The 21,067-nt window shown below is 73.6% G+C and carries 16 protein-coding genes; 9 read left to right on the top strand and 7 right to left on the bottom strand.

The window, feature by feature from the left end; genetic code table 11:
- Window positions 1-10: 10 nt before the first annotated feature.
- The gene (locus tag GTW08_RS20445; RefSeq protein WP_073578550.1) at window positions 11-1,039 is read right to left on the bottom strand and encodes an LLM class F420-dependent oxidoreductase; all 1,029 of its coding nucleotides are present in this window, start codon (window positions 1,037-1,039) and stop codon (window positions 11-13) included.
- A 120-nt stretch (window positions 1,040-1,159) separates the two neighbouring features.
- On the opposite strand from GTW08_RS20445, the gene GTW08_RS20440 reads away from it, so the two are divergent.
- Window positions 1,160-2,128 (top strand): acyl-CoA desaturase, encoded by a 969-nt coding sequence (locus GTW08_RS20440; protein WP_073578549.1) that lies wholly within the window; start codon window positions 1,160-1,162, stop codon window positions 2,126-2,128.
- A 232-nt stretch (window positions 2,129-2,360) separates the two neighbouring features.
- Here GTW08_RS20440 and GTW08_RS20435 read toward each other — a convergent pair whose 3' ends face one another.
- Window positions 2,361-2,978, bottom strand: a complete 618-nt coding sequence (locus tag GTW08_RS20435; RefSeq protein ID WP_161152394.1) for a LysR substrate-binding domain-containing protein — start codon at window positions 2,976-2,978, stop codon at window positions 2,361-2,363.
- Window positions 2,979-3,071: 93 nt separating this feature from the next.
- Between GTW08_RS20435 and GTW08_RS20430 the strand changes: the two genes are divergently transcribed.
- Window positions 3,072-3,449 carry a DUF5997 family protein gene (locus GTW08_RS20430; RefSeq protein WP_062397456.1) on the top strand — a complete coding sequence of 126 codons (378 nt, stop codon included), beginning with the start codon at window positions 3,072-3,074 and terminating at the stop codon, window positions 3,447-3,449.
- A 43-nt stretch (window positions 3,450-3,492) separates the two neighbouring features.
- A complete protein-coding gene (locus tag GTW08_RS20425; RefSeq protein ID WP_073578547.1) occupies window positions 3,493-4,200 on the top strand; it encodes an esterase/lipase family protein in 708 nt (235 codons plus the stop codon).
- A 274-nt stretch (window positions 4,201-4,474) separates the two neighbouring features.
- Here the strand turns inward: GTW08_RS20425 and katG are convergent, their stop codons facing one another.
- The 3 genes from katG to GTW08_RS20410 form a co-directional block, all read right to left on the bottom strand.
- A complete protein-coding gene (gene katG / locus GTW08_RS20420) occupies window positions 4,475-6,688 on the bottom strand; it encodes a catalase/peroxidase HPI (protein WP_139283061.1) in 2,214 nt (737 codons plus the stop codon).
- Between the two features lie 25 nt (window positions 6,689-6,713).
- Window positions 6,714-7,160, bottom strand: coding sequence for a Fur family transcriptional regulator (locus tag GTW08_RS20415; RefSeq protein WP_062397449.1), 447 nt, complete (start codon window positions 7,158-7,160; stop codon window positions 6,714-6,716).
- 71 nt (window positions 7,161-7,231) lie between these two features.
- Window positions 7,232-8,791 (bottom strand): long-chain-fatty-acid--CoA ligase, encoded by a 1,560-nt coding sequence (locus GTW08_RS20410; RefSeq protein ID WP_161152392.1) that lies wholly within the window; start codon window positions 8,789-8,791, stop codon window positions 7,232-7,234.
- Between the two features lie 405 nt (window positions 8,792-9,196).
- On the opposite strand from GTW08_RS20410, the gene GTW08_RS20405 reads away from it, so the two are divergent.
- The 4 genes from GTW08_RS20405 to GTW08_RS20390 all read left to right on the top strand — a co-directional run bounded on the left by GTW08_RS20405 (window position 9,197) and on the right by GTW08_RS20390 (window position 15,577).
- On the top strand, window positions 9,197-9,334 hold the full coding sequence (locus GTW08_RS20405; RefSeq protein ID WP_174565926.1) for a hypothetical protein: 138 nt from the start codon (window positions 9,197-9,199) through the stop codon (window positions 9,332-9,334).
- A 142-nt stretch (window positions 9,335-9,476) separates the two neighbouring features.
- Entirely contained in the window at window positions 9,477-10,418 is a 942-nt protein-coding gene (locus tag GTW08_RS20400) for an ATP-binding cassette domain-containing protein (RefSeq protein ID WP_253067535.1), read from the top strand.
- A complete protein-coding gene (locus tag GTW08_RS20395) occupies window positions 10,418-11,278 on the top strand; it encodes an ABC transporter permease (RefSeq protein ID WP_161152391.1) in 861 nt (286 codons plus the stop codon). Before GTW08_RS20400 ends, GTW08_RS20395 begins: the two co-directional genes overlap by 1 nt.
- A 459-nt stretch (window positions 11,279-11,737) precedes the next feature.
- Entirely contained in the window at window positions 11,738-15,577 is a 3,840-nt protein-coding gene (locus GTW08_RS20390) for an ABC transporter ATP-binding protein (protein ID WP_161152393.1), read from the top strand.
- A 20-nt stretch (window positions 15,578-15,597) separates the two neighbouring features.
- Here the strand turns inward: GTW08_RS20390 and GTW08_RS20385 are convergent, their stop codons facing one another.
- A complete protein-coding gene (locus GTW08_RS20385; RefSeq protein WP_100878625.1) occupies window positions 15,598-17,103 on the bottom strand; it encodes a GAF domain-containing protein in 1,506 nt (501 codons plus the stop codon).
- 269 nt (window positions 17,104-17,372) lie between these two features.
- Here GTW08_RS20385 and GTW08_RS20380 point away from each other — a divergent pair, with 269 nt between their 5' ends.
- Window positions 17,373-18,110 carry a LuxR C-terminal-related transcriptional regulator gene (locus GTW08_RS20380; protein WP_083659175.1) on the top strand — a complete coding sequence of 246 codons (738 nt, stop codon included), beginning with the start codon at window positions 17,373-17,375 and terminating at the stop codon, window positions 18,108-18,110.
- Between the two features lie 264 nt (window positions 18,111-18,374).
- Entirely contained in the window at window positions 18,375-20,501 is a 2,127-nt protein-coding gene (locus GTW08_RS20375; protein ID WP_073578541.1) for a PhoX family protein, read from the top strand.
- Window positions 20,502-20,547: 46 nt separating this feature from the next.
- On the opposite strand, the gene GTW08_RS31155 is transcribed toward GTW08_RS20375, so the two are convergent.
- Window positions 20,548-21,067 (bottom strand): hypothetical protein (locus tag GTW08_RS31155; protein WP_202417463.1); only part of this gene is annotated, 520 nt, incomplete at its 5' end.

Below are 21,067 nucleotides of genomic sequence, written 5' to 3'. Positions count from 1 at the left end.
AAGCCCGGACCTACGACATCCAGGTCTTGAGCTTCTCGAACGTGTGGTTCACGTCGTCGGTCATCGGGTTCACGTGCAGGTGGGTGATCCCGTTCTCCTGCAGCGCCGCGATCCGCTCGCGGACGTGGCCCTCGGAGCCGATCAGGGTGACCTTGTCGATGAAGTCGTCCGGGAGCGCGGCCATGGCCTCCTCCTTCTTCCCGTCCAGGTAGAGGTCCTGCACGGTCTTCGCCGCGTCGGCGTAGCCCTGCTTGGCGAAGACGGTGTTGTAGAAGTTCTTGCCGCGCGCGCCCATGCCGCCGATGTAGAGCGCGTAGAGGCCGCGGGCGGCCTGGCGGGCCGGCTCGAAGAACTCCTCCTCGAGCGCGACGATCCCGCCGCCGGTGATCTGCAGGGGGCCCAGCTCGGGGGCGCGCTTGGCGTAGCCGGCCTCGAGGGCGGGCCCGAAGACCTCCTGGATCTTCTCCGGCAGCACGACGTGCGGCAGCCAGCCGTTCGCGAGTTCGGCGGTCATCTGCAGGTTCTTCTCGCCCAGCGCGGCCACCCAGATCGGGATGTCGGCGCGCTTGGGGTGGTTGATGATCTTCAGCGGCTTGCCGAGGCCGGTTCCTCCGGGTAGCGGGATCGGGTAGAGCCCGTCGTTGGTGAGCTTCTCCTCCCGCTTCCAGACCTTGCGGCAGATCTCGATGATCTCCCGGGTGCGCCCGATCGGCTTGTCGTAGGCGACGCCGTGGAAGCCTTCGATGACCTGCGGGCCGGATGCGCCGAGGCCGAGGCTGAACCGGCCGTCGGACAGGGCGTCGAGGCCGGCCGCGGTCATCGCGGTCAGGGTCGGGGTGCGCGAGTAGATGGGCAGGATCGCCGAGCCGATCTCGAGCCGCTCGGTGCGTGCGGCGAGGTAGCCGAGCAGGGAGACGGCGTCGAAGGAGTAGGCCTCGGCGGCCCAGACGACGTCGAGGCCGGCGCGTTCCATGTCGGTGACGGCGTCCGCGTTGCGGATCGGGTCGTCGCCGTAGGGGAGGACGGTGGAGAGCTTCACTCCCCGTTCAGTACTCACAAGTTACTCGTCGGTCAAGTCCGGACCGGGGCGGAACCCGAATCCCAACAGGGGGGTTAACCGCACTGCCCGCGGGGTACGGGTTCCGCGAGAGTGGGACGCATGACGCTCGAGGCCGCACCCCCCCGCAGCACGTCCGCGAAGCGGACGCCCGCGCCGATCGTCGACGGGCAGCGCCCGCCCGGCGCGATGTTCCTGGTCGGACTGTTCGTCGTCCTTCCGACGCTCGCGCTGTTCGCCGCCGTCCCGCTCGCGTGGGGCTGGGGCCTCGGGTGGGTCGACGTCGCGCTGTTCGTCGTGTTCTACCTGGTCAGCGGCCTGGGCGTGACGGTCGGTTTCCACCGCTACTTCACCCACGGCTCGTTCAAGGCGAACCGGCCGCTGCGGATCGCGTTGGCGATCGCCGGCAGCATCTCGCTCCAGGGCAGCGTGCTCGACTGGGTCGGCGACCACCGCCGGCACCACGCGTTCTCCGACAAGGAGGGCGACCCGCACTCGCCGTGGCTCTACGGCACCGGCGCGAAGGCGCTGGTCAAGGGCTTCTGGCACTCGCACATGGGCTGGATCTTCAACCGCGACCTCACGAACATGAAGCGGTTCGCCCCGGACCTGCTCACCGACCGCGACATGATGCGCGTGGAGAAGGCGTTCCCGTTGATCGTCGTGTTCAGCCTGGCGGGCCCGGCGCTCGTCGGCGGCCTGGTCACCATGTCCTGGTGGGGCGCGTTCACCGCGTTCTTCTGGGCCGGCCTGGTCCGCGTCGCGGTGCTGCACCACGTCACCTGGTCGATCAACTCGATCTGCCACATCTGGGGCGAGCGCCCCTTCGCCTCCCGTGACAAGTCCGCCAACGTCTGGTGGCTGGCGGTCCTGTCCTTCGGCGAGTCCTGGCACAACCTGCACCACGCCGACCCGACCTGCGCCCGGCACGGTGTGAAGAAGGGCCAGATCGACATCTCGGCCGTCGTCATCCGGGGCTTCGAGAAGCTCGGCTGGGCGACCGCGGTCCGCTGGCCCACCACGCGCCGCCTCGAGAAGCTCTCGAAGAAGCCGGCCGCCACCGCGGCCTGACCCCTCCGCGTCATACGTCCGACGCCCCCGGTGCCCCGTGCACCGGGGGCGTCGTCGTGTCCGGGGTCCTGGGGCGTGTCTCCCCATCCGCCACCGTCGCTCCCGGCGCCCACGCCGCCGTCGGCGGCGTTGCCGGACCGCCCGAATACGCCCGGTATGAGGGCGGCCCGGCTGCCTTGCCGGCGGCGACGTGGATCACCGGGCCCGGCGGCGCCGGATGGGGAGACACGCCCTAGCGGCGACGCCGGGCCGGTCGCCGCTTCCCCGCCGTCGACGGGGGGCGCGGTGCCGGTGCCGCCGGGGGCTCGCTGCGGCGGGTCCGGGGGCTGTGCGCCGAGCGGCCGCGCACGATCCCGATGAACTCCTCCATCAGGTCGCTGTTCTCCGCGTCCGGCCAGGTCAGCGCGACGCCGGAGCCCGGGGCGTCGACCAGCGGCCGGTAGGTGAGGTCCCGGCGGTGGTGCAGCCGGGCCAGCGACTGCGGGACGACCAGCACCCCGACCCCCGCGGCGACGATCTCGACCGCCTCGGCCGTCGTCGGCGGGGCGTACTCCGCGGCCCGGCCGGGCGGCCCGCCGGGCCAGTCGAGCGTGTCGTCGCCGGTGCGCAGGACGATCTCGTCGGCCAGGTCGGCGACGGTCACCTCGTCGGCCGCGGTCACCACGTGCTCCTTCGGGACGACCACCACGGTGGTCTCGGTGTAGAGCGGGATCGCGTGCAGCCCGGTCCGGTCGATCGGCAGCCGGGCGACGGCGGCGTCCACCGTGCCCGCGCGGACCAGGTCCGCGGCCTCGGCGGCGGCCACCGTGTGCAGCTCCAGGGGGACCCCGGGGCGGCGCTCGGCCCACATCCGGGTCCACTTGCCGGGCGTGACGCCTGGGACGTAGCCGAGGTGGAAGGACGTGGCGGTCACCGGTCGAGGCTAGCCGCATAGCCTGGTGACATGACGCGCCAGAGGTCCGCACAGACGATGAAGCCCGCGACCGCGGCGAAGAAGCTCGGCGTGCTCCTCGACGCCACCCCGGCCGACTTCCGTGAGGGGGTCGTCTCGCGCGACGAGCTCGACGCCCTGCAGGCCGACCCGCCGGAGTGGCTGCGTGAGCTGCGCACCACCGGGCCGCACCCGCGCCCGGTCGTCGCCGATCGGCTCGGGGTGTCGATCTCGGGGCTCGCCCGCGCCGGGATCACCGAGCCGCTGACCACCGAACAGATCGCCGCGATCAAGTCCGAGGAGCCGGAGTGGCTCGCGCGCGAGCGCGCCACCCGCGCCGAGAGCCAGCGCGAGGCTGCACGGTTGAAGGCGCAGCAGCAGAAGAAGTAGGACGAGGACCGGAACCGTCCTCATCCGCCGCCAGGCTCGCGGCATGACGAGCTACCTCCTGGTCCCCGGTTTCTGGATCGACGCGACGGTGTGGGACGCGGTCGCGGACGACCTGCGCGCCCGCGGGCACGACGTGGCCGCGCTCGACCTCGGCCACGATCCCGGTGCGACCGCGGAGACCCGCGTCGACGAGGTGGTCACCGCCCTCGGTGACGCGGGCGCCCCGGTCGTCCTGGTCGCCCACAGCGGCGCGGGCCCCGTCTGCGCCGCGGTGGCCGAGCGCGCCCGGGGCCGGCTCGCGCACCTCGTGTTCGTCGACACCGGCCCGCTGCCCGACGGCGTCGCGCAGATCGACGTCACCCCGCCCGACGCGCAGGCCGCGACCCGGGGGGCCCTCGCCGAGCACGGCGCACTGCCCATGCCGTCCCGTGCCGAGCTCGACGCCGCGGGCAGCAGCACCGCGGGAATCCCCGACGCCGTCTTCGACGACGTCCGCGCCCGCTCGGTGGCCGAGCCGCCCGGGGTGGTGCTCACCGGCGCGCGTCGCGGGACGCCCGACCCCTCGCTGCCCAAGACCGTCGTGGCCTGCAGCTTCGCTCCCGATGACGTCCGGGGGCTGATCGACGCGGGCGTGCCCGGGTTCGCGGAGATGGGCGGTCCGGAGTGGACGATCGTCGCGCTCCCGACGGGGCACTGGCCGATGCTGTCCGAGCCCACGGGGCTCGCGGGGGTGCTCGGCGGGCTGGGGTGACCCGCCGCCTCCGCGCGTGCCGCCGGCACTCCGCCAGGGGGCCGGGCCGCGGGTCGAACGCCGAGATGCAGCTCAGCGGGAATTGTGGATCTCCCCAGCCCGCTGAGCTGCATCTCGGCGTCCGGAAAGCGTCGATAGGCAACTCAGGGTCGTGCGGGGGCGCGCCGCAAGCCTTCAGCTGCGTCTCGACGGAGGTGTACGGCGAGGGCACAGACGCGACGACGCCCGGACCGGTGACCCGGCCCGGGCGTCGTGACGCGCTGCTACGCGACGATCAGACGTCGTAGCGGTCGGCCATCATGACCTTGTCCCACGCGGCGACGAAGTCGCGGACGAACTTCTCCTCCGCGTCGTCGGAGGCGTAGACCTCGGCGACGGCGCGGAGCTCGGAGTTCGAGCCGAAGACCAGGTCGGCGCGGGTGCCGGTCCACTTCACGTTCCCGGAGGCGTCGACGGCCTCGAAGGAGTCGTCGTCACCGGCGACCGAACGCCACTGGACATCGGAGCCCAGCAGGTTGGTGAAGAAGTCGTTGGTCAGCGTGCCGACCTTGTCGGTGAACACGCCGGCCGTCGACCCGCCGGTGTTGGCGCCCAGCACACGCAGGCCGCCGACCAGCACGGTCATCTCCGGGGCGGAGACGCCGAGCAGGTTCGCGCGGTCGACGAGCAGGAACTCGCCGGGCAGGGTGTGGCCCTTGCCGCGGTAGTTGCGGAAGCCGTCCGCGGTGGGCTCCAGGTAGGAGAACGACTCGACGTCGGTCTTCTCCTGGGTGGCGTCGGTGCGGCCCGGGACGAACGGCACGGTGATGTCGTGCCCGCCGTCCTTGGCGGCCTTCTCCAGCGCCGCGGCACCGGCCAGGACGACCAGGTCGGCGAAGGAGATCTTCTTGCCGCCGGTCAGCGAGGCGTTGACGTCGGACTGGAGCGACTCCAGCCCCGAGACGACCTGGCGCAGCGTGTCGGGGTCGTTGACCTCCCACTGCAGCTGCGGCTCCAGGCGGATGCGGCCGCCGTTGGCGCCACCGCGCTTGTCCGACTGGCGGAACGACGAGGCCGCGGCCCAGGCGGTCTTGACCAGGTCGGTGACCGACAGGCCGGACTCCAGGACCTTCGCCTTGATCGACGCGACGTCGTCGGCGTCCACCAGCGGGTGGTCGACGGCCGGGACCGGGTCCTGCCACAGGAGCTCCTCCTGCGGCACCCAGGCGCCGATGTAGCGCTCCTTCGGGCCCATGTCGCGGTGGGTCAGCTTGTACCAGGCGCGACGGTAGGTGTCCTCGAACTCGGACGGGTTGTCCAGCCAGCGGCGGGTGATCTCGCCGTAGGACGGGTCGACGCGCATCGCGACGTCGGTGACCAGCATCGTCGGCTTGCGGTTCGGGTAGCCGGGCTCCGGGTCGGGGATGATCTCCGGGGCGTCCTTGGCGATGAACTGCTTGGCACCCGCCGGGGACTCGGTCAGCTCCCACTCGTAGGCGTAGAGGTGCTTGAGGTAGTCGTGGCTCCACCGGTTCGGGGTCCGGGTCCAGATGACCTCGAGCCCGGAGGTGATGGCGTCACGGCCCTTGCCGGACCGGAAGTTCTGCTTCCAGCCCAGGCCCTGCTCGGTGATGTCGGCGGCCTCCGGCTCGGGGCCGACGTTGCCGTTCTCGTCCGGGTTGGCGGCGCCGTGGGTCTTGCCGAGGGTGTGGCCGCCGACGATCAGCGCGGCGGTCTCCTCGTCGTTCATCGCCATCCGGCCGAAGGTCTCGCGGATGTCGCGGGCCGCGGCGATCGGGTCACCGCTGGCGTCGGGGCCCTCCGGGTTGACGTAGATCAGACCCATGTGGGACGCGCCGAGCGGCTTCTCCAGCTCGCGGTGGGCGAAGTCCTTGCTGCCGCCGTAGCGCGCCTCGTTGCCCAGCCAGACGTTCTCCGAGCCCCAGTACACGTCCTCCTCGGGCTCCCACACGTCGGCGCGACCGCCGGCGAAGCCGAACATCGGGAAGCCGGAGATCTCGTGCGCGCGGTTGCCCGCGAAGACCATCAGGTCGGCCCAGGAGACCTTGCGGCCCCACTTCTGCTTGACCGGCCACAGCAGCCGGCGGGCCTTGTCCAGGTTGCCGTTGTCCGGCCAGCTGTTCAGCGGGGCGAAGCGCTGCATGCCGGCGCCGGCGCCGCCGCGGCCGTCGTAGGTCCGGTAGGTGCCGGCCGAGTGCCAGGCCATCCGGATGAAGAACCCGGCGTAGCTGCCGTGGTCGGCGGGCCACCAGTCCTGCGAGGTGGTGATGACGGCGTCGACGTCGCGGGCGAGCTCGTCCAGGTCGACGGTCGCGAACTCCTTCGCGTAGTCGAAGTCCGGCTCCATCGGGTCCGAGGCGGGGGCGTGCTTGCGCAGGATCTTCAGGTTGAGCTGGTTCGGCCACCAGCTCTGGTTGCCGCCACCCTCGGTGGGGTGCGCGATGCGGCCGGCGGCGACGGGGCAACCGCCGTCCTGCTCGCGGTTCATCTCGCTCTCGACGGTGGGGTGCTCGTCAGACACGGGACATCCTCTCGGGATCAGTGGATGAGCAGTCGGGGCACCGGCCCCAGTAGACGACCTCGGCCTCGTCGATCACGAAGCCGTTGTCGTCGGAGGCGGTGAGACAGGGTGCGGAGCCGACGGCGCAGTCGACGTCGGCGATGGCGCCACAGGACCGGCACACCACGTGGTGGTGGTTGTCACCGACCCGCGCCTCGTACCGCGCGACGGAACCGGTGGGCTGGATCCTGCGGACCAGCCCGGAGGAGTGCAGCGCACGCAGGACGTCGTAGACGGCCTGGTGCGACACCTCCCCGAGGTCCTCCCGCACGACACGGATGATCGACTCCGTGTCCGCGTGCTGGTGGGAGTGCACCGCCTGCAGCACGGCCAGGCGAGGACGCGTCACGCGCAGCGACGCTGCGCGCAGCATGCCCTCGTAGTCCGATGCGTTCGACACGGCGGCGAGCCTGCCCGCTTTTCTTGAGTCGGTCAAGTTTTGGCGTGTCTCAGTATGAGACCGGCGCCACGTCAGACGGTGCTGCGCTCCCGGCCCGCCCAGAACGGTGCCCGGAGATCCTTCTTGAGGATCTTGCCGGTCGGGTTGCGGGGGAGCTCCGGCAGGACGTCGACGGTCTTCGGACACTTGAACGACGCCAGGTGGGCGCGCGCGTGAACGAGCAGCTCCTCGGGGTCGACGGTCGCCCCCGGCGCGGCCACCACGCAGGCCTTCGGGACCTCGCCCCACCGGTCGTCGGGCACTCCGATGACGGCGACGTCGCCGACGGTCGGGTGCTCGGCGAGCACCCGCTCGATCTCGGCCGGGTACACGTTCTCCCCGCCCGAGACGATCATGTCCTTGATCCGGTCGGTGACGTAGACGTAGCCGTCGCCGTCGATGTGGCCGCCGTCGCCGGACCGCAGCCATCCGTCCGGGGTGATCGCCGCCGCCGTCGCCTCCGGCTTGTCCCAGTAGCCGCTCATCAGCTGGTCGGTCCGCACCCAGATCTCCCCGGGCTCGTCCGTGCCGAGCCGCTCGCCCGTCGCCGGGTCGCGCACCTCGATCGTGCAGCCGGTGATCGGCCTGCCCGCCGACACCAGCCGGTGCTCGACGGCCGGGTCCCCGTGGTCCTCCGGGCCCAGCGAGCTGACCACGCCGCAGGCCTCGGTCATCCCGTAGACCTGGTGCAGCTTCGGGCCGAACAGCGCCAGCGACGCCCGCATCACCGGCAGCGGCATCGGCGAGGCGCCGTAGGAGATCGCCCGCAGCGACGCGTAGTCCCGGTCGGCCGCGCCCGGCACCTGGGTCATCGCGCCCATCAGCGCGGGCACCCAGAACGTGTGCGTGATGCCCTCCGCGGCGACCATGTCCAGCAGCGCCGCCGGGTCGGGCATCCGGGCCATCACGATCCGCGCGCCCTGGGCGAGTGCGAGGAAGGCGTAGCTGGTCCCGCCGACGTGGAACAGCGGCATCGCGACCTGCACGACGTCGGTCGGCGTCAGCTCGAAGTCCGCAGCGACGTGCGCGGCGTGCGCCAGCATCGCGCCGTGGGTGAGCATCGCGCCCTTCGGGAACCCGGTGGTGCCCGAGGTGTAGAGCTGCACGAAGCAGTCGCCGGGGCCGGCGTCGTAGGGATCGGTGTCCGGCTCGTGCGCAGCGAGGAACGCCTCGTACTCGTCGGCCTCCCCGCCCACGTGGAGCACCCGCTCCACCGCGCCGAGCTTCTCCCGCAGCTGCCCGACCGCCCCGGCGAACTCCGGGCCGACCAGCAGCAGCCGCGCCCGCGCGTCGCCGATCACGTAGACGATCTCCGGCGGGGCGAGCCGGAAGTTCACGACCGCGTTCGCCGCCCCGATCCACGCGCACGCCAGCGACAGCTCCAGGCACGACGGATGGTTGAGGTCCAGCACCGCGACCCGGTCGCCCGGGCCGATGCCCTCCGCGCGCAGGGCCGCCGCGAGCCTGCGCACCCGGACGTCGAGCTCGGACCAGGTGCGGCGGACGTCGCCGAAGCGCAGGGCCTCGTCGTCCGGGCGCTCGGTGGCGTGGCTGCGCAGCAGGGAGGACACGGTGCTGGTCGGGTCGATCACGGGGCGGCTCCTCGGGGCTCGTCGCTGAGCGTGTGACGCACGCCATTCAAGTCCGTTTCGTCGGTCTCGCGCCAGTGCCGACCGGACCGGACACGCCCCCGGGAGACGTCGGTGGCGGGCGCGGAAGGCGGGGCGCGGGTCGAGGGGATCGATGTCGTCGCGGTACGCACGACGAGGTCGCCCTCGACGGTCGCCACCGCGACGGAGGAGATCGCGGCCGGGGGCCGTCGGCGACGTGGCCGGTCGACGACCATTCGGCGGTCAGGGTGTCGGCACCCTCGTGGATACGCAGGTCGGGCATGCCGCCGTCGAGGGTCAGGAGGTCGGGCACGGTGCGCATCCAGGCCCCGACGGCCTCCCGGCCCGGACGCGCGTCGGCATCCCGTCCGGGGCGAACGGGAACTCGTGGACGTCGACCCCGCGGTCGACCTCCTGATCGCTCCGCTGCAGTTCCGGGTGCCGGTCACCGGGGCGGCGTGCGACGACGCGTACCTGGACACGCTCACCGCGGCGGTCGAAGCGGCGGTGCGCGCCACCGCGTAGCGGTCGTGGTCCCGGCCGCCGCCGTCCGGCCGGTCCCGCGCCGGGGCCGCCTCCCGGTGGGATCCCGGGCTGGGCGAGGATGGCCGGCAGGCGATGCCCCGGTGCGAACCGGGGCGCGACGCGAGAACGGCGGGAGGCCGGAGTGCAGGAGACCGCGTCCACGGACCCGGTGACGGCGGCCGGGAGCGGACGGATCGTCGTCGAGGGTCTGGGCAAGAGGTTCGGCCCGGTCGAGGCCGTGCACGACCTGTCGTTCACCGTCGAGCCCGGCTCGGTGACCGGGTTCCTCGGACCCAACGGCTCGGGCAAGACGACGACGCTGCGGATGATCCTCGGCCTGGTCGTGCCCAGCACCGGGCGAGCGCTCGTCGACGGCGTCCCGTTCTCCGCGCTGACCTCGCCCGGCCGCGTCGTCGGCGCGGTCCTGGAGGTCCAGGGCGTGCACCCGCGGCGCACCGCGCGTGCGCACCTGCGCGCCGCGGCCGCCGCGATCGGCGTCCCCGACTCGCGGGTCGACGAGGTCCTCACGCTGGTCGGCCTGGCCGCCGCCGCGGACCGCTCGGCGGGCGGGTTCTCGCTCGGCATGAACCAGCGCCTGGCCCTGGCCGTCGCGCTGCTCGGCGACCCGCGCATCCTCGTGCTCGACGAGCCGGGCAACGGCCTCGACCCCGACGGCATCGCCTGGCTGCGCTCGTTCCTGCAGGCCTTCGCCGCGTCCGGGCGCAGTGTGCTCGTCTCCTCCCACCAGCTGGCCGAGATGGAGCTGACCGCGCAGCGCCTGGTCGTCATCGACCGTGGTGCCTGCCGTTTCGACGGCACGGTCGCCGAGCTGCGCGCCGGCCACGGCTCGCGGGTGCTCGTGCGCGCCGCGGACCCGGCCCGGCTGGCCGAGGCGCTCGCCACGGACGGGATCACCGAGATCGACCGCGTCGACGACGGCGTGCTGGCCGTCGGCGGGGCCGACGCGGTCCGCGTCGGGGACCTGGCGCTCGCCGCGGGCGTCGCCGTGTACGGCATGAGCGAGGAGCGGGCCGGGCTGGAACAGATGTTCCTGCGCCTGCTCGCCGGGGAGGAGCAGCGCTGATGGCGACCGTGAGCCTCGACCGCTTCCGCGCGGTCCTGACCGCCGAGGTCCGCAAGACCCTGTCCACCCGGGTGTGGTGGCTGCTGTTCCTGCCGGTGCTGCTGCTCGCGCTGGCCCAGAGCCTGCTCGGCAGCATCCTGCAGCTGCTCGTGCCGCAGGCCACCGACACCTCGTCGATCCTGATGCTCGCGGGGCTGGCGTCGGCGCTGACCATGACCGCGATCGTCGGCGGCGCCTTCGGGACGCTGCTGGGCACCGGCGACTTCCGGCACCGCACCGTCACGCTGGCCTACCTGACCGGGTCCCGCGGCCAGGTGCTCGCGGCCAAGGCGCTGATCGCCGCCGTCGTCGCCGGGCTGTACGCGCTGTTCCTCGTCGTGGTCGGTCCGCTGCTCGGCGGTGCGGCGCTCGGCGGCCAGCAGCTGCCCGACCTCGGGCAGCTCGCCGGGCTGGGCGCGATCGGCATCCTGGTGTGCGCGCTGTGGGGGGTGCTCGGCGTCGCCGTCGGGACCCTGGTGACCAACCAGGCCGGGGCGATCGCCCTCACCGTCGGCTACCTGCTCATCGGGGAGAACCTGATCGCCGGGGCGCTGCGCGCGGGCGACGGGTCCTCGATCGGCGACCCGTCGGTGTTCGCCCGGCTGACGCCGTTCCTGCCCGGCAACGCCGGTGACCTCGCGATCTGGGAGCCGGTCGTGAGCTCGGCCGGGCTGGGGGCGCAGTCGCAGTTCGTCCTGGAGTTCCTGGCCGGGGTCAGCGCCCCGCCGCCCGGCTGGGTCGGGCTGCTGGTCCTGGCCGTGTGGACGGCCGCGGGGATCGCACTGGCCGCCGTCGTCGGGGCGCGGCGGGACATCACCTGAGACGAGCAGCGCCGGACCCCGGGTCCGGCGCTGCTCGGTCCGACGTCGCCCGCTCCGGCGCCGCCGCGCGTACGGGACGCCGGTCCTGCGCCCGCCTCCCGCGGGGAGCGCCGCTGCGGGCATCGTCGATCAGTACCTGAGCGTCGTCCACCCATATCCTGGCAGCGCTCATGTACTGATCGACGGGTGGTGCGGCGGTGCCGAGGCGGTGGCCGGCAGCCCGGCCCACCTCGCACGGGTTCGCTCCACCTCGCAGCCTCTGCACGGTCTGCGACGTCGCCGGAACCCGTGCGAGGTGGGCGGTGCGGGGGCGGCCGCCGTCGACGGCGGGTGCCCGCCGGCTCCGTGCCGGGCGGCGTCGCCGGGCCGGTTGTCGGGGGGCGGGCATAGCCTGGCGACGTGCCCTCTCCCCACCCCTCCGCACGCCCCGGCTGGATCCGCAGACTGGCCACGGCCTGCATGCGGCACCGCCGCGTCACCGTCGGTGCGCTCGTCGCGTCGATGCTCGGCGTCGGGCTGGAGGCGATCGGTCCGCTGCTGATCCGCGAGGGCGTGAACGGCGCGATCGGCGGGGACACCGGCGTGCTCGCGCCGGTCGTCGGCGGGCTCCTGGTGCTGGGCGTGCTGAAGTTCGTCGGTGCGTTCGTGCGCCGCTACCTCGGCGGCAAGATGGCGCTGAACGTGCAGCACGACCTGCGGCGCGCGGTGTTCGGCGCGGTACAGCGTATGGACGGCGTCCGCCAGGACCGGCTGCGCACCGGCCAGGTCGCCTCGCGGGCCATCTCCGACCTGCAGCTGGTGCAGGGCTTCCTGTCGATGGTGCCGCTGTCGGCGGGCACCGTCGTGCTGGTGGTCGTCGCGATCATCGCGATGCTGTACCTGTCGCCGCTGCTCACCGTGGTCGCGCTGGTCATGCTGCCGCTGGCGTTCCTGGCCACCAACAGCATCCGGCGCAGGCTGTTCCCGGCCACCTGGTCCGCGCAGCAACGGGCCGCCGAGATCGCGCAGCAGGTCGAGGAGACCGTCACCGGCGTGCGCGTGGTGAAGGGATTCGGGCAGGAGGCCCGCGAGACCGCCACGCTGGAAGGACGGGCCCGCCGGCTCTACGGCGAGCGGCTGCGGGCCGCCGGGCTGACCGCGCGGCTCAACCCGATGCTGCTCGCGCTGCCCGGCCTGGGACAGGTCGCGGTGATCGGCGTCGGTGGCTGGATGGCCGCCCGCGGCACGATCGACCTCGGCACGTTCCTGGCGTTCACCACCTACGTCGGGATGCTCGTCGGGCCCGCCCGGCTGATCGGCGCGCTCGTGGTCACCGCGCAGCTGACCCGGGCCGGGGCGGAGCGTGTCTTCGAGATCGTCGACGCCGCACCGGGGATCGTCGACCCGGAGCGTCCGGCCGCGCTGCCCGAGGGCCCGCTGACCGTCGAGCTGGACGACGTCCGGTTCGGCTACGAGCCCGCGGGCTCCGGTCCGGACGGCGACGCCGCCCCCGACCCGGTCCTGGACGGGCTCTCCCTGCGCGTCGAACCCGGCGAGACCCTCGCCCTGGTCGGCCCACCCGGCTCGGGCAAGTCGACGGTGGCGCTGCTGCTGCCCCGCTTCTACGACCCGCAGGCCGGGCGTCTCGCGATCGGCGGGGTGGACCTGCGCGACCTGCGGCTGCACGACCTGCGCGCCGAGCTGGGGGTGGTGTTCGAGGAGGCGTTCCTGTTCTCCGACAGCATCCGCAACAACATCGCCTACGGCCGGCCCGACGCCGGCGAGGACGAGATCCGCGCCGCCGCCGAGGCCGCACAGGTGGCGTCGTTCGTCGAGGACCTGCCGGACGGCTACGACACCGAGGTCGGCGAGCGCGGCCTGACCCTGTCCGGCGGTCAGCGGCAGCGGATCGCGCTGGCCCGGGCGATGCTGACCCGGCCGCGGGTGCTCGTGCTCGACGACGCGACCTCCGCGGTCGACACCGCGACCGAGGCCGCGATCCACGAGACCCTGCACGAGCTGACCGCCGAGCGGACCACGCTGCTGGTCGCGCACCGCCGGTCCACCCTGGCGCTGGCCGACCGGATCGCGGTGCTGGACAAGGGCCGGGTCGTCGACACCGGTACCGAGGACGAGCTGCGCGGCCGGTGCGCGCTGTTCCGGGAGCTGCTCGCCACCGGCCCCACCGACGAGCTCGGCGGCGGTACCCGGGAGCCCACCGCCCACGAGGCGGCAGCCGGCAACGGCACCGGCAACGGCACCGGCAACGGCACCGGCAACGGCACCGGCAACGGCACCGGCAACGGCACCGGCACCGGCAACAGCACCCGCGTCCTCGACGATGTACCGGCGGGCCCGGCCGTCACCCCGGAGCTGTGGCCGCGGGTCAGCATCGAGGAGGACCCGGACCGGGCCCTGACCCGCGACGGCGGCGGCGGCGCGGCCGGCTGGGCCGGGGGGATCAGTGCGACCCCCGAGCTGCTCGAGTCCGTCGCGAAGCTGCCCCCGGCGAACGAGTCCCCCCGGCTGCGCGGCGACGACGACCCGACCGCTCCCGATCCCGCGTTCCGGCTGTCCTCGCTGCTGCGCCCCGTGCGCTGGCTGCTGGTGCTCGGCGTCGCGCTGATGACCGCGGACGCGCTGGCGACCCTGGCCCTGCCCAGCATCGCCCGGATCGCCGTCGACGACGGCATCGCCGACGGCGCCACCCGGGTCCTGCTGCTGGCGGCGCTGGCCGGGCTGCTGATCGTCGTGCTGGACGCGGTGGTCGTCGGGTTCCAGACGCTGGTCACCGCCCGGGCCGGGGAGAGCCTGCTCTACCTGCTGCGGCTGCGCAGCTACGCGCACCTGCAGCGGCTCGGCCTCGACTTCTACGAGCGCGAGCTGTCCGGCCGGATCATGACCCGGATGACCACCGACGTGGACGCACTGTCCACGTTCCTGCAGACCGGGCTGGCGCAGGCCGTCGTCAGCCTCCTGACGATCGGCGGGGTCGCGACCGCGCTGGTGCTCACCGACCCGCAGCTCGCGCTGTACGCGCTGGGCTGGTTGCTGCCGCTGCTCGCGGTCGGCACCGTGGTGTTCCGCCGGTTCTCCTCCCGCGCCTACGCCGAGGCCCGCGAGCGGGTCAGCGTGGTCAATGCCGACCTGCAGGAGAACGTGTCCGGGGTGCGCATCGCGCAGGCCTACGTCCGCGAGGAGCTGAGCTACGACCGCTTCGGCGAGCGCTCCGACGCCTACCGCCGGTCGCGGCTGCGCGCGCAGCGCTACATCGCCACCTACTTCCCGTTCGTGGCGTTCCTGTCCGACATCGCCACGGCGGTCGTGCTGTTCGTCGGCGGGACCCGCATCGTCGGCGGGGACATCACCCCGGGGGTGCTCACCGCGTTCCTGCTGTACCTGACCCTGTTCTTCGGCCCGGTGCAGCAGCTGTCGCAGGTGTTCGACGGCTACCAGCAGGCCCGGGTCGGCCTGAACCGGATCTCGGAGCTGCTGCGCACGCCCACCTCCGTCCCGGACGAGCCCGAGCGGCCGGCGCCCGTGCCGTCGCGGCTGCGCGGCGAGGTCGAGCTGGACCACGTGACGTTCCGCTACCCGGGGGTGGACGCCCCCGCCCTCGACGACGTGTCGCTGCGCGTCGGGGCGGGCGAGACCGTCGCGCTGGTGGGCGCCACCGGTGCCGGCAAGTCGACGCTGATCAAGCTGATCGCCCGGTTCTACGACACCGGCGACGGCCAGGTCCGCGTCGACGGCGTCGACGTGCGCCGCTTCCCGCTGGCCGGGTACCGCGCGCGGCTCGGGGTGGTCCCGCAGGAGGCGCACCTGTTCACCGGTGACGTCGCCTCGAACATCGCCTACGGCCGCCCGGACGCCCCGCCGGAGCGGATCGAGGCCGCTGCCCGCGCGGTCGGGGCGCTGGGCCTGGTGCGGTCGCTGCCACAGGGGTTCCGCACCCCGGTGGGTGAGCGGGGACAGGGCCTGTCGGCGGGGCAGCGGCAGCTCGTCGCGCTGGCGCGGGCCGAGCTGGTTGACCCGGACGTGCTGATCTTCGACGAGGCGACCGCGGCACTGGACCCGGCCACCGAGGCCACCGTGCTGGCGGCGGGGGAACGGGTGGCGTCGCGGCGGACCGCGTTCGTCGTCGCCCACCGGCTGCAGACCGCGCGGCGGGCGGACCGGATCGTGGTGCTGTCCGGCGGTCGGATCGCCGAGGAGGGCACGCACGACGAGCTGGTCCGCGCGGGCGGTCGCTACGCGGCACTCTGGCGCGCGGGAGAGCTGGAGCCCGAGCCGGACAGCCCGCTGGCCGCACAGACCTGAGCCCCGCCCGGCGGGGCGGGTCAGTCCCGCAGGTGCTCGGCCCGTGCGGCGACGGCGGCGCGGCGCGGGTCGTCCCGGTCCAGCAGGTCCAGCAGCAGCTCGTGCGCCTCCAGGTCGTCGGTCCCCAGCGGGTGCACGACGAAGCGGTGCAGGAGCGCGACGTCGTCCGAGGCGAGCACGGCGTGCCGCAGCCCGACCACGAGCTCGTCGCGCAGCTCGCGCACGGCGGGCGCGTCGGAGCGGGGCAGCAGCTCGCCGTGGCAGGAGTCGAGCGCGTCGGACACCCGGCCGTCGCGCAGCGCCGCGCGGACCCGCAGGAAGTCGGCCTGGGGCCCGGCCGCCAGCCGGTAGGGGCGGGTGAGCAGCAGCTCCGCGCCCAGCGACGACCGCAGCCGGTGGATCTCGCCGCGGACGGTGGTCGGGTTGCCGTCCTCGCCGTAGAGCATCAGGGTCAGCTGCTCGCCGGAGAGCCCGTCGGGGTGCAGCGCCAGCGCGGTGAGGATCTCCGCCGGGCGCAGGGTGGCGGCGAACTCCTCGCCGTCGAGGGTGACGCGCGGACCGCCCCCGCCGGTGAAGCGCAGCTCCAGCGGGCGGGGCGCACCGGTCGGCGCCGCCGGGACGACGCGCCCGCGCCGCCGCGACGGCGGCACCAGCAGGTAGCCCTCGGCCAGCCTCTCGACGGCCATCTCCCGGCCGTCGCCGAGCTGCACCCGGTCGACGCCGTCGTCGAGCCGGATCCGCTCGGGGAACAGACCGTAGGGCTCGCTGGCGATGACCCGGCCGCTCGCGGACAGCAGGGCGCCCTCGGAGCCGCGCAACGCCGCGAGGTGCGGCATGTTCTTGACCCGCAGCCGCTCGTCGGCGATCGCCAGCCGCACCCGCAGCTGGTTCTCCGCGAGGTGCGCGGTCGCCGTCACCAGCTGCACCAGCGCGGGGTGCACGGTGTGCAGCGGCCCGGAGATGTCGATCGCGCCGATGGTGTCGCCGGTGTCGGGGTCGTGCACGGGGGCCGCGACGCAGGTCCAGTCGTGGTAGGTGCGGACGAGATGCTCGGCGGAGTGGATCCGGACCGGCTCGTCGACGGCCAGCGCCGTCCCCATCGCGTTGGTGCCGATCGTCTCCTCGGCCCAGCGGGTGCCCTCGACGAGCCCGACGTCGTCGGCGGAGTGCAGCAGGCCGTGTGCGCCGTCGCGCCACAGGACGGTGCCGTCGGCGTCGGTCACGAGCATCACGTGCATCGCCTCGTCGGCGATGCTCACGAGGGTGGAACGGAGCAGCGGCATCACCGCGTGCAGCGGGTGGCCGGTCCGGACCTCCTTCAGCTCGTCGGCGAGATAGATGAGCGGGGGGAGTCGGCCCTCCGGGTCGACGTGCGCGGCCAGGCTGCGCTGCCACGAGTCCGAGACGACCGGGCGGGGGATGCCCGCCGAACCGCCGGCGCCGAGCCCGTCGTCGTAGATGCGCCGCAGGCGATGTGCGTCGGCGACCATCTCCTCGGCGGACGTCCCGCCCTCGGCTCCGCTCACGTCGCCTCCCGTCACGGCTGGGGGCACGTCGTGCCCTGCTCCCACGTGATGTCCCGCGCCGGCGCGGGTCCGTCCCGGAATCGGTGGTCGGTCCGGGGTCGTGAGCATACCCGCTGCTCGGGGGGCTCGACCCCTCGTGACCGGGCCGGGATGCGACGTCGCTCGATCGCGCGCAACGTGGGGGCAACGTGGCGCTCCTTACGGTTTGCCGCATCGGGACGCCGGGTGGCGTTCCTGCGATGACGCAACAGATCCACCGGAGGACAGCGATGACGCTCGAAGCCGTTCGTGAGGCCACCGATCTGCGTGCCGGCCGCGGGGCCGACGGCGCGGATGTGATCCGCCGCGCGGCCCGGGTACTCGTCGTCGACTCCGAGCCGGTCGTCCGGCACGGGCTGCGCGCCCTGCTGACCGCCGAGCCCGACCTGGCCCCGGCCGGTGAGGCCGCCTCCCCCCGCGACGCCCTGATGGCCGCCGAGCGCGCCCGCCCCGACGCGATCGTCGTCGACATCGAGTTCGCCCGTGACGAGCGGCCCGGCCTCGACCTGGTGCGCGCGCTGCTGGAGCGCTGCCGCGGGGTGAAGATCCTCGTGCTGACCGGCTGCCGTGACCGCGACTCGATGATGCGCACCGTCCGCCTGGGTGTCCACGGCTACCTGCGCAAGGGTGCCGACACCGCCGAGATCGTGCGGGCGCTGCGCACGGTCCTGCGCGGCGAGGGCGTCTTCGACCCGGGCACCGCGAGCGCCGGCCCGCTGCAGGTGCTGCGCGACACCGACCCGGCGCCGTCGCCCACGCCGGACCTCTGCAAGACCTCGCTGCTGACCGACCGCGAGAACCAGGTCCTGCGGCTGCTCGCCGTCGGCCTGTCCAACCGCGAGATCGGGACCCGGCTGCGGATCTCCGAGGCCACCGTGAAGTTCCACGTGCGGAACCTGCGCGACAAGCTCGAGGTCCGTCGTCGCACCGAGATCGTCTACACCGCCGCCCGCCAGGGCATCGTCTGATCCCGCCGGGCCGGGGCGAGGCAACCGCCCGCCCCGGTCCGTGCCCTCGTCCAGCACACGCGCGACCGGCGCGGTCACCCGTGGGGTGGCCGCGCCGGTCGCGTTGCGTGGTCGACACCACCCCTTCCGGGGACGCGTTCACCCGGCGGCCATTTTCTCCTCACCCCACGGGAGAACGGGGGTGTTGGGATGCGGAGGAAACGGACGGTTCCGAACGGACCGGACCGGACCGCGTCATCCCACCACGACCCCAGGAGGACGACCGTGGCCCACAGCTGCCCCGGCGACGCCCCCCAGGCCGGCCCCCGCCGTGCCCTCCCGCTCCTCGACCGCGTTCGGCACGGACGTCAGGGCCTCACCTGCCGCTACCGGTGCGGCGACGCCTGCTCCCGGCCCGAGCCCAACCCGTCGTCGAACGCCTACTTCGGTGACGTCATGCAGGCCGTGCTCGACCGGCGCGGGATGCTCCGCGCCGGTGCGGTGATCGGCCTGGGCGCCGGGGCCGGTGTGGCCCTGGCCGGCACCGCCTCGGCGGCCGAACCCACCCCGGCCGCGCCGGCCCACCCACTCGGTGCCGACGTGGCCGCGCCGGCGCAGGCCGGGCCCCCGCGCGGGCTGCAGTACGAGACGGTCGCACCGAACCTCGACGACGCGATCCGCGTGCCGGTCGACTACGCGAGCAACGTCGTGATCCGTTGGGGCGACCCGATGTTCCCGGACGCGCCGGAGTTCGACTTCGAGAACCAGACCGCCGCCGCGCAGGCCCGCCAGTTCGGCTACAACAACGACTTCTGCGGGATCCTGCCGATCGACGGCCCCGGCCGCCGCTACGTCATGTTCTCCAATCACGAGTACACGCTCGAGCCGCTGATGTTCCGCGGGTACGACGAGGACGCCCCCACCCCCGAGCAGATCCGGATCGGCATGGCGGCGCACGGCGGCGGCGTCGTCGAGGTGACCCGCGACCTGCGCTCCGGCGAGCTGCGCTACGACCGCGACGGGAAGCTCAACCGGCGCATCACCGCCGACACCGAGATGGTGCTCGACGGCCCGGCCGCCGGAGCCGAGGTGCTGCGCACGAAGGCCGACCCGACCGGGCGCAGCGTGAAGGGCATGATCGGCAACTGCGCCGGTGGCACCACCCCGTGGGGCACCTTCCTGTCCGGCGAGGAGAACTTCGACGGCTACTTCGCCTCCGGTCCGGTCACCGACGAGCGCGCGAAGCGCTACGGCTTCTCCGAGGGCGCCTCGGAGCGCCGGTGGGAGCGCGTCGACCCGCGCTGGGACCTCGCGCAGGAGCCGAACGAGGCCAACCGGTTCGGCTACATCGTCGAGATCGACCCGCACGACCCGCGCTCGAAGCCGGTCAAGCACACCGCGCTCGGCCGCTTCAAGCACGAGGGCGCCACCGTCGCGCTCACCCGTGACGGGCGCCCCGTCGTCTACATGGGCGACGACGAGCGCTTCGACTACGTCTACAAGTTCGTGTCGGACAAGCGGATGCGCCGTGGTCACAGCCGGGCCGCCCGCGAGCACAACGCCACCCTGCTGTCGTCGGGCACGCTCTACGTCGCGACGTTCACCGGGGACAGCCCGGCCGCGGAGATCACCGGCACCGGGGCGCTGCCGCGCGACGGCCGCTTCGACGGCTCCGGGCAGTGGAAGCCGCTGGCGTCGACCACGAAGTCCTACGTGGACGGCATGAGCGTCGCCGACGTCTTCGTGTTCACCCGGCTCGCCGCGGACAAGGTCGGCGCGACGAAGATGGACCGCCCGGAGGACGTGGAGCCCAACCCGCGCACCGGGAAGGTCTACATCGCCTGCACCAACAACTCCGACCGCGGCAAGGCGGGCGCCAAGGCCGGTCCGGACGAGGCGAACCCGCGCAACGCCAACCAGCACGGCCACGTCATCGAGCTCACCGAGACGCGCGACGACCCGGCGGCGACGACGTTCGCCTGGAACATCCTGCTGGTCTGCGGGAACCCCGACGACCCGTCGACCTACTTCGGCGGGTTCGACAAGTCCCAGGTCAGCCCGATCACCTCGCCGGACAACGTGGCGTTCGACCCCTACGGCAACCTGTGGGTCTCGACCGACTCCAGCCAGGCGCTGGAGATCAACGACGGCCTCTACGGCGTCGTGCTGGAGGGGCCGCAGCGCGGCTCGACCCGGCTGTTCGCCAGCGTCCCGGTCGGCTCGGAGTGCTGCGGGCCGGTCGTCACCGAGAACTTCGTGCTGGTCTCGGTGCAGCACCCGGGCGACGTCGACGACGCGTCACCGGAGCAGCCCGCGTCGCACTGGCCCGACGGCGGCGCCGCGCAGCCGCGTCCGGCCGTCGCCGCGATCCGGCACCTGAAGGACGGACGCCCGGCGAAGATCGGCGTCTGAGGCCACCGCCGCCCGGTCCGTGCTCCGCCGCGGACCGGGCGGCGGGTCAGGCGCAGCGGCCGAGGTCCGGCTCGCCGGACCCGGCGCGCTTGTCGAACGAGATGTGCACGTGGTCGTAGTGGTTCGCGGTGTCGCCGCCGCGGTCCTCCATCGTCGACCACCCGGAGCCGTCGTTCATCCGCTGCTCCCAGATCACGTACTTCACGCCCAGCTCGTCGGCGTTGGCCAGGGCGCAGTCGGCGATCCGGTCGCCCTTCTGCCCGCGCACCATGATGTCCAGTGCGTGCCCGGTGGGGTGGTCGGAGGCGTTCTCGCGCTGCGCGACGCCGATCAGGTCGGTCTCGCCGTAGGCGCAGCCGAGGAACTCCGCGGCGTCGGACACCCAGGTCTTGACCCGGCCCAGGTCGTCGAGGTCGAGCCCGCACGACGGATCGCCCAGCCCGCGGGCGGCGAGCTCGGCGGCGGCCCTGGCCTGCTCGGCGGCCTCCTGCGCCAGGTCCTGGGCCTTGCGGGCCGCGGCGAGGCTCGCGTCCGCGGCCGGGTCGAGCAGGCCCGCGTCGCGGACG

Source organism: Pseudonocardia sp. SID8383, from assembly GCF_009864975.1.
GTDB lineage: Bacteria > Actinomycetota > Actinomycetes > Mycobacteriales > Pseudonocardiaceae > Pseudonocardia > Pseudonocardia alni.
This window is presented reverse-complemented; position numbering and strand designations above follow the sequence as displayed.

What these genes read in the sequence shown, in the direction of transcription:
- GTW08_RS20440 (WP_073578549.1), top strand. Translation starts at nt 1,160, where the DNA reads ATGACGCTCGAGGCCGCACCCCCCCGCAGCACGTCCGCGAAGCGGACG.
- GTW08_RS20435 (WP_161152394.1), bottom strand. Translation starts at nt 2,978, where the DNA reads ATGTGGGCCGAGCGCCGCCCCGGGGTCCCCCTGGAGCTGCACACGGTG.
- GTW08_RS20430 (WP_062397456.1), top strand. Translation starts at nt 3,072, where the DNA reads ATGACGCGCCAGAGGTCCGCACAGACGATGAAGCCCGCGACCGCGGCG.
- GTW08_RS20425 (WP_073578547.1), top strand. Translation starts at nt 3,493, where the DNA reads ATGACGAGCTACCTCCTGGTCCCCGGTTTCTGGATCGACGCGACGGTG.
- katG (WP_139283061.1), bottom strand. Translation starts at nt 6,688, where the DNA reads ATGAACCGCGAGCAGGACGGCGGTTGCCCCGTCGCCGCCGGCCGCATC.
- GTW08_RS20395 (WP_161152391.1), top strand. Translation starts at nt 10,418, where the DNA reads ATGGCGACCGTGAGCCTCGACCGCTTCCGCGCGGTCCTGACCGCCGAG.
- GTW08_RS20390 (WP_161152393.1), top strand. Translation starts at nt 11,738, where the DNA reads ATGCGGCACCGCCGCGTCACCGTCGGTGCGCTCGTCGCGTCGATGCTC.
- GTW08_RS20380 (WP_083659175.1), top strand. Translation starts at nt 17,373, where the DNA reads ATGACGCTCGAAGCCGTTCGTGAGGCCACCGATCTGCGTGCCGGCCGC.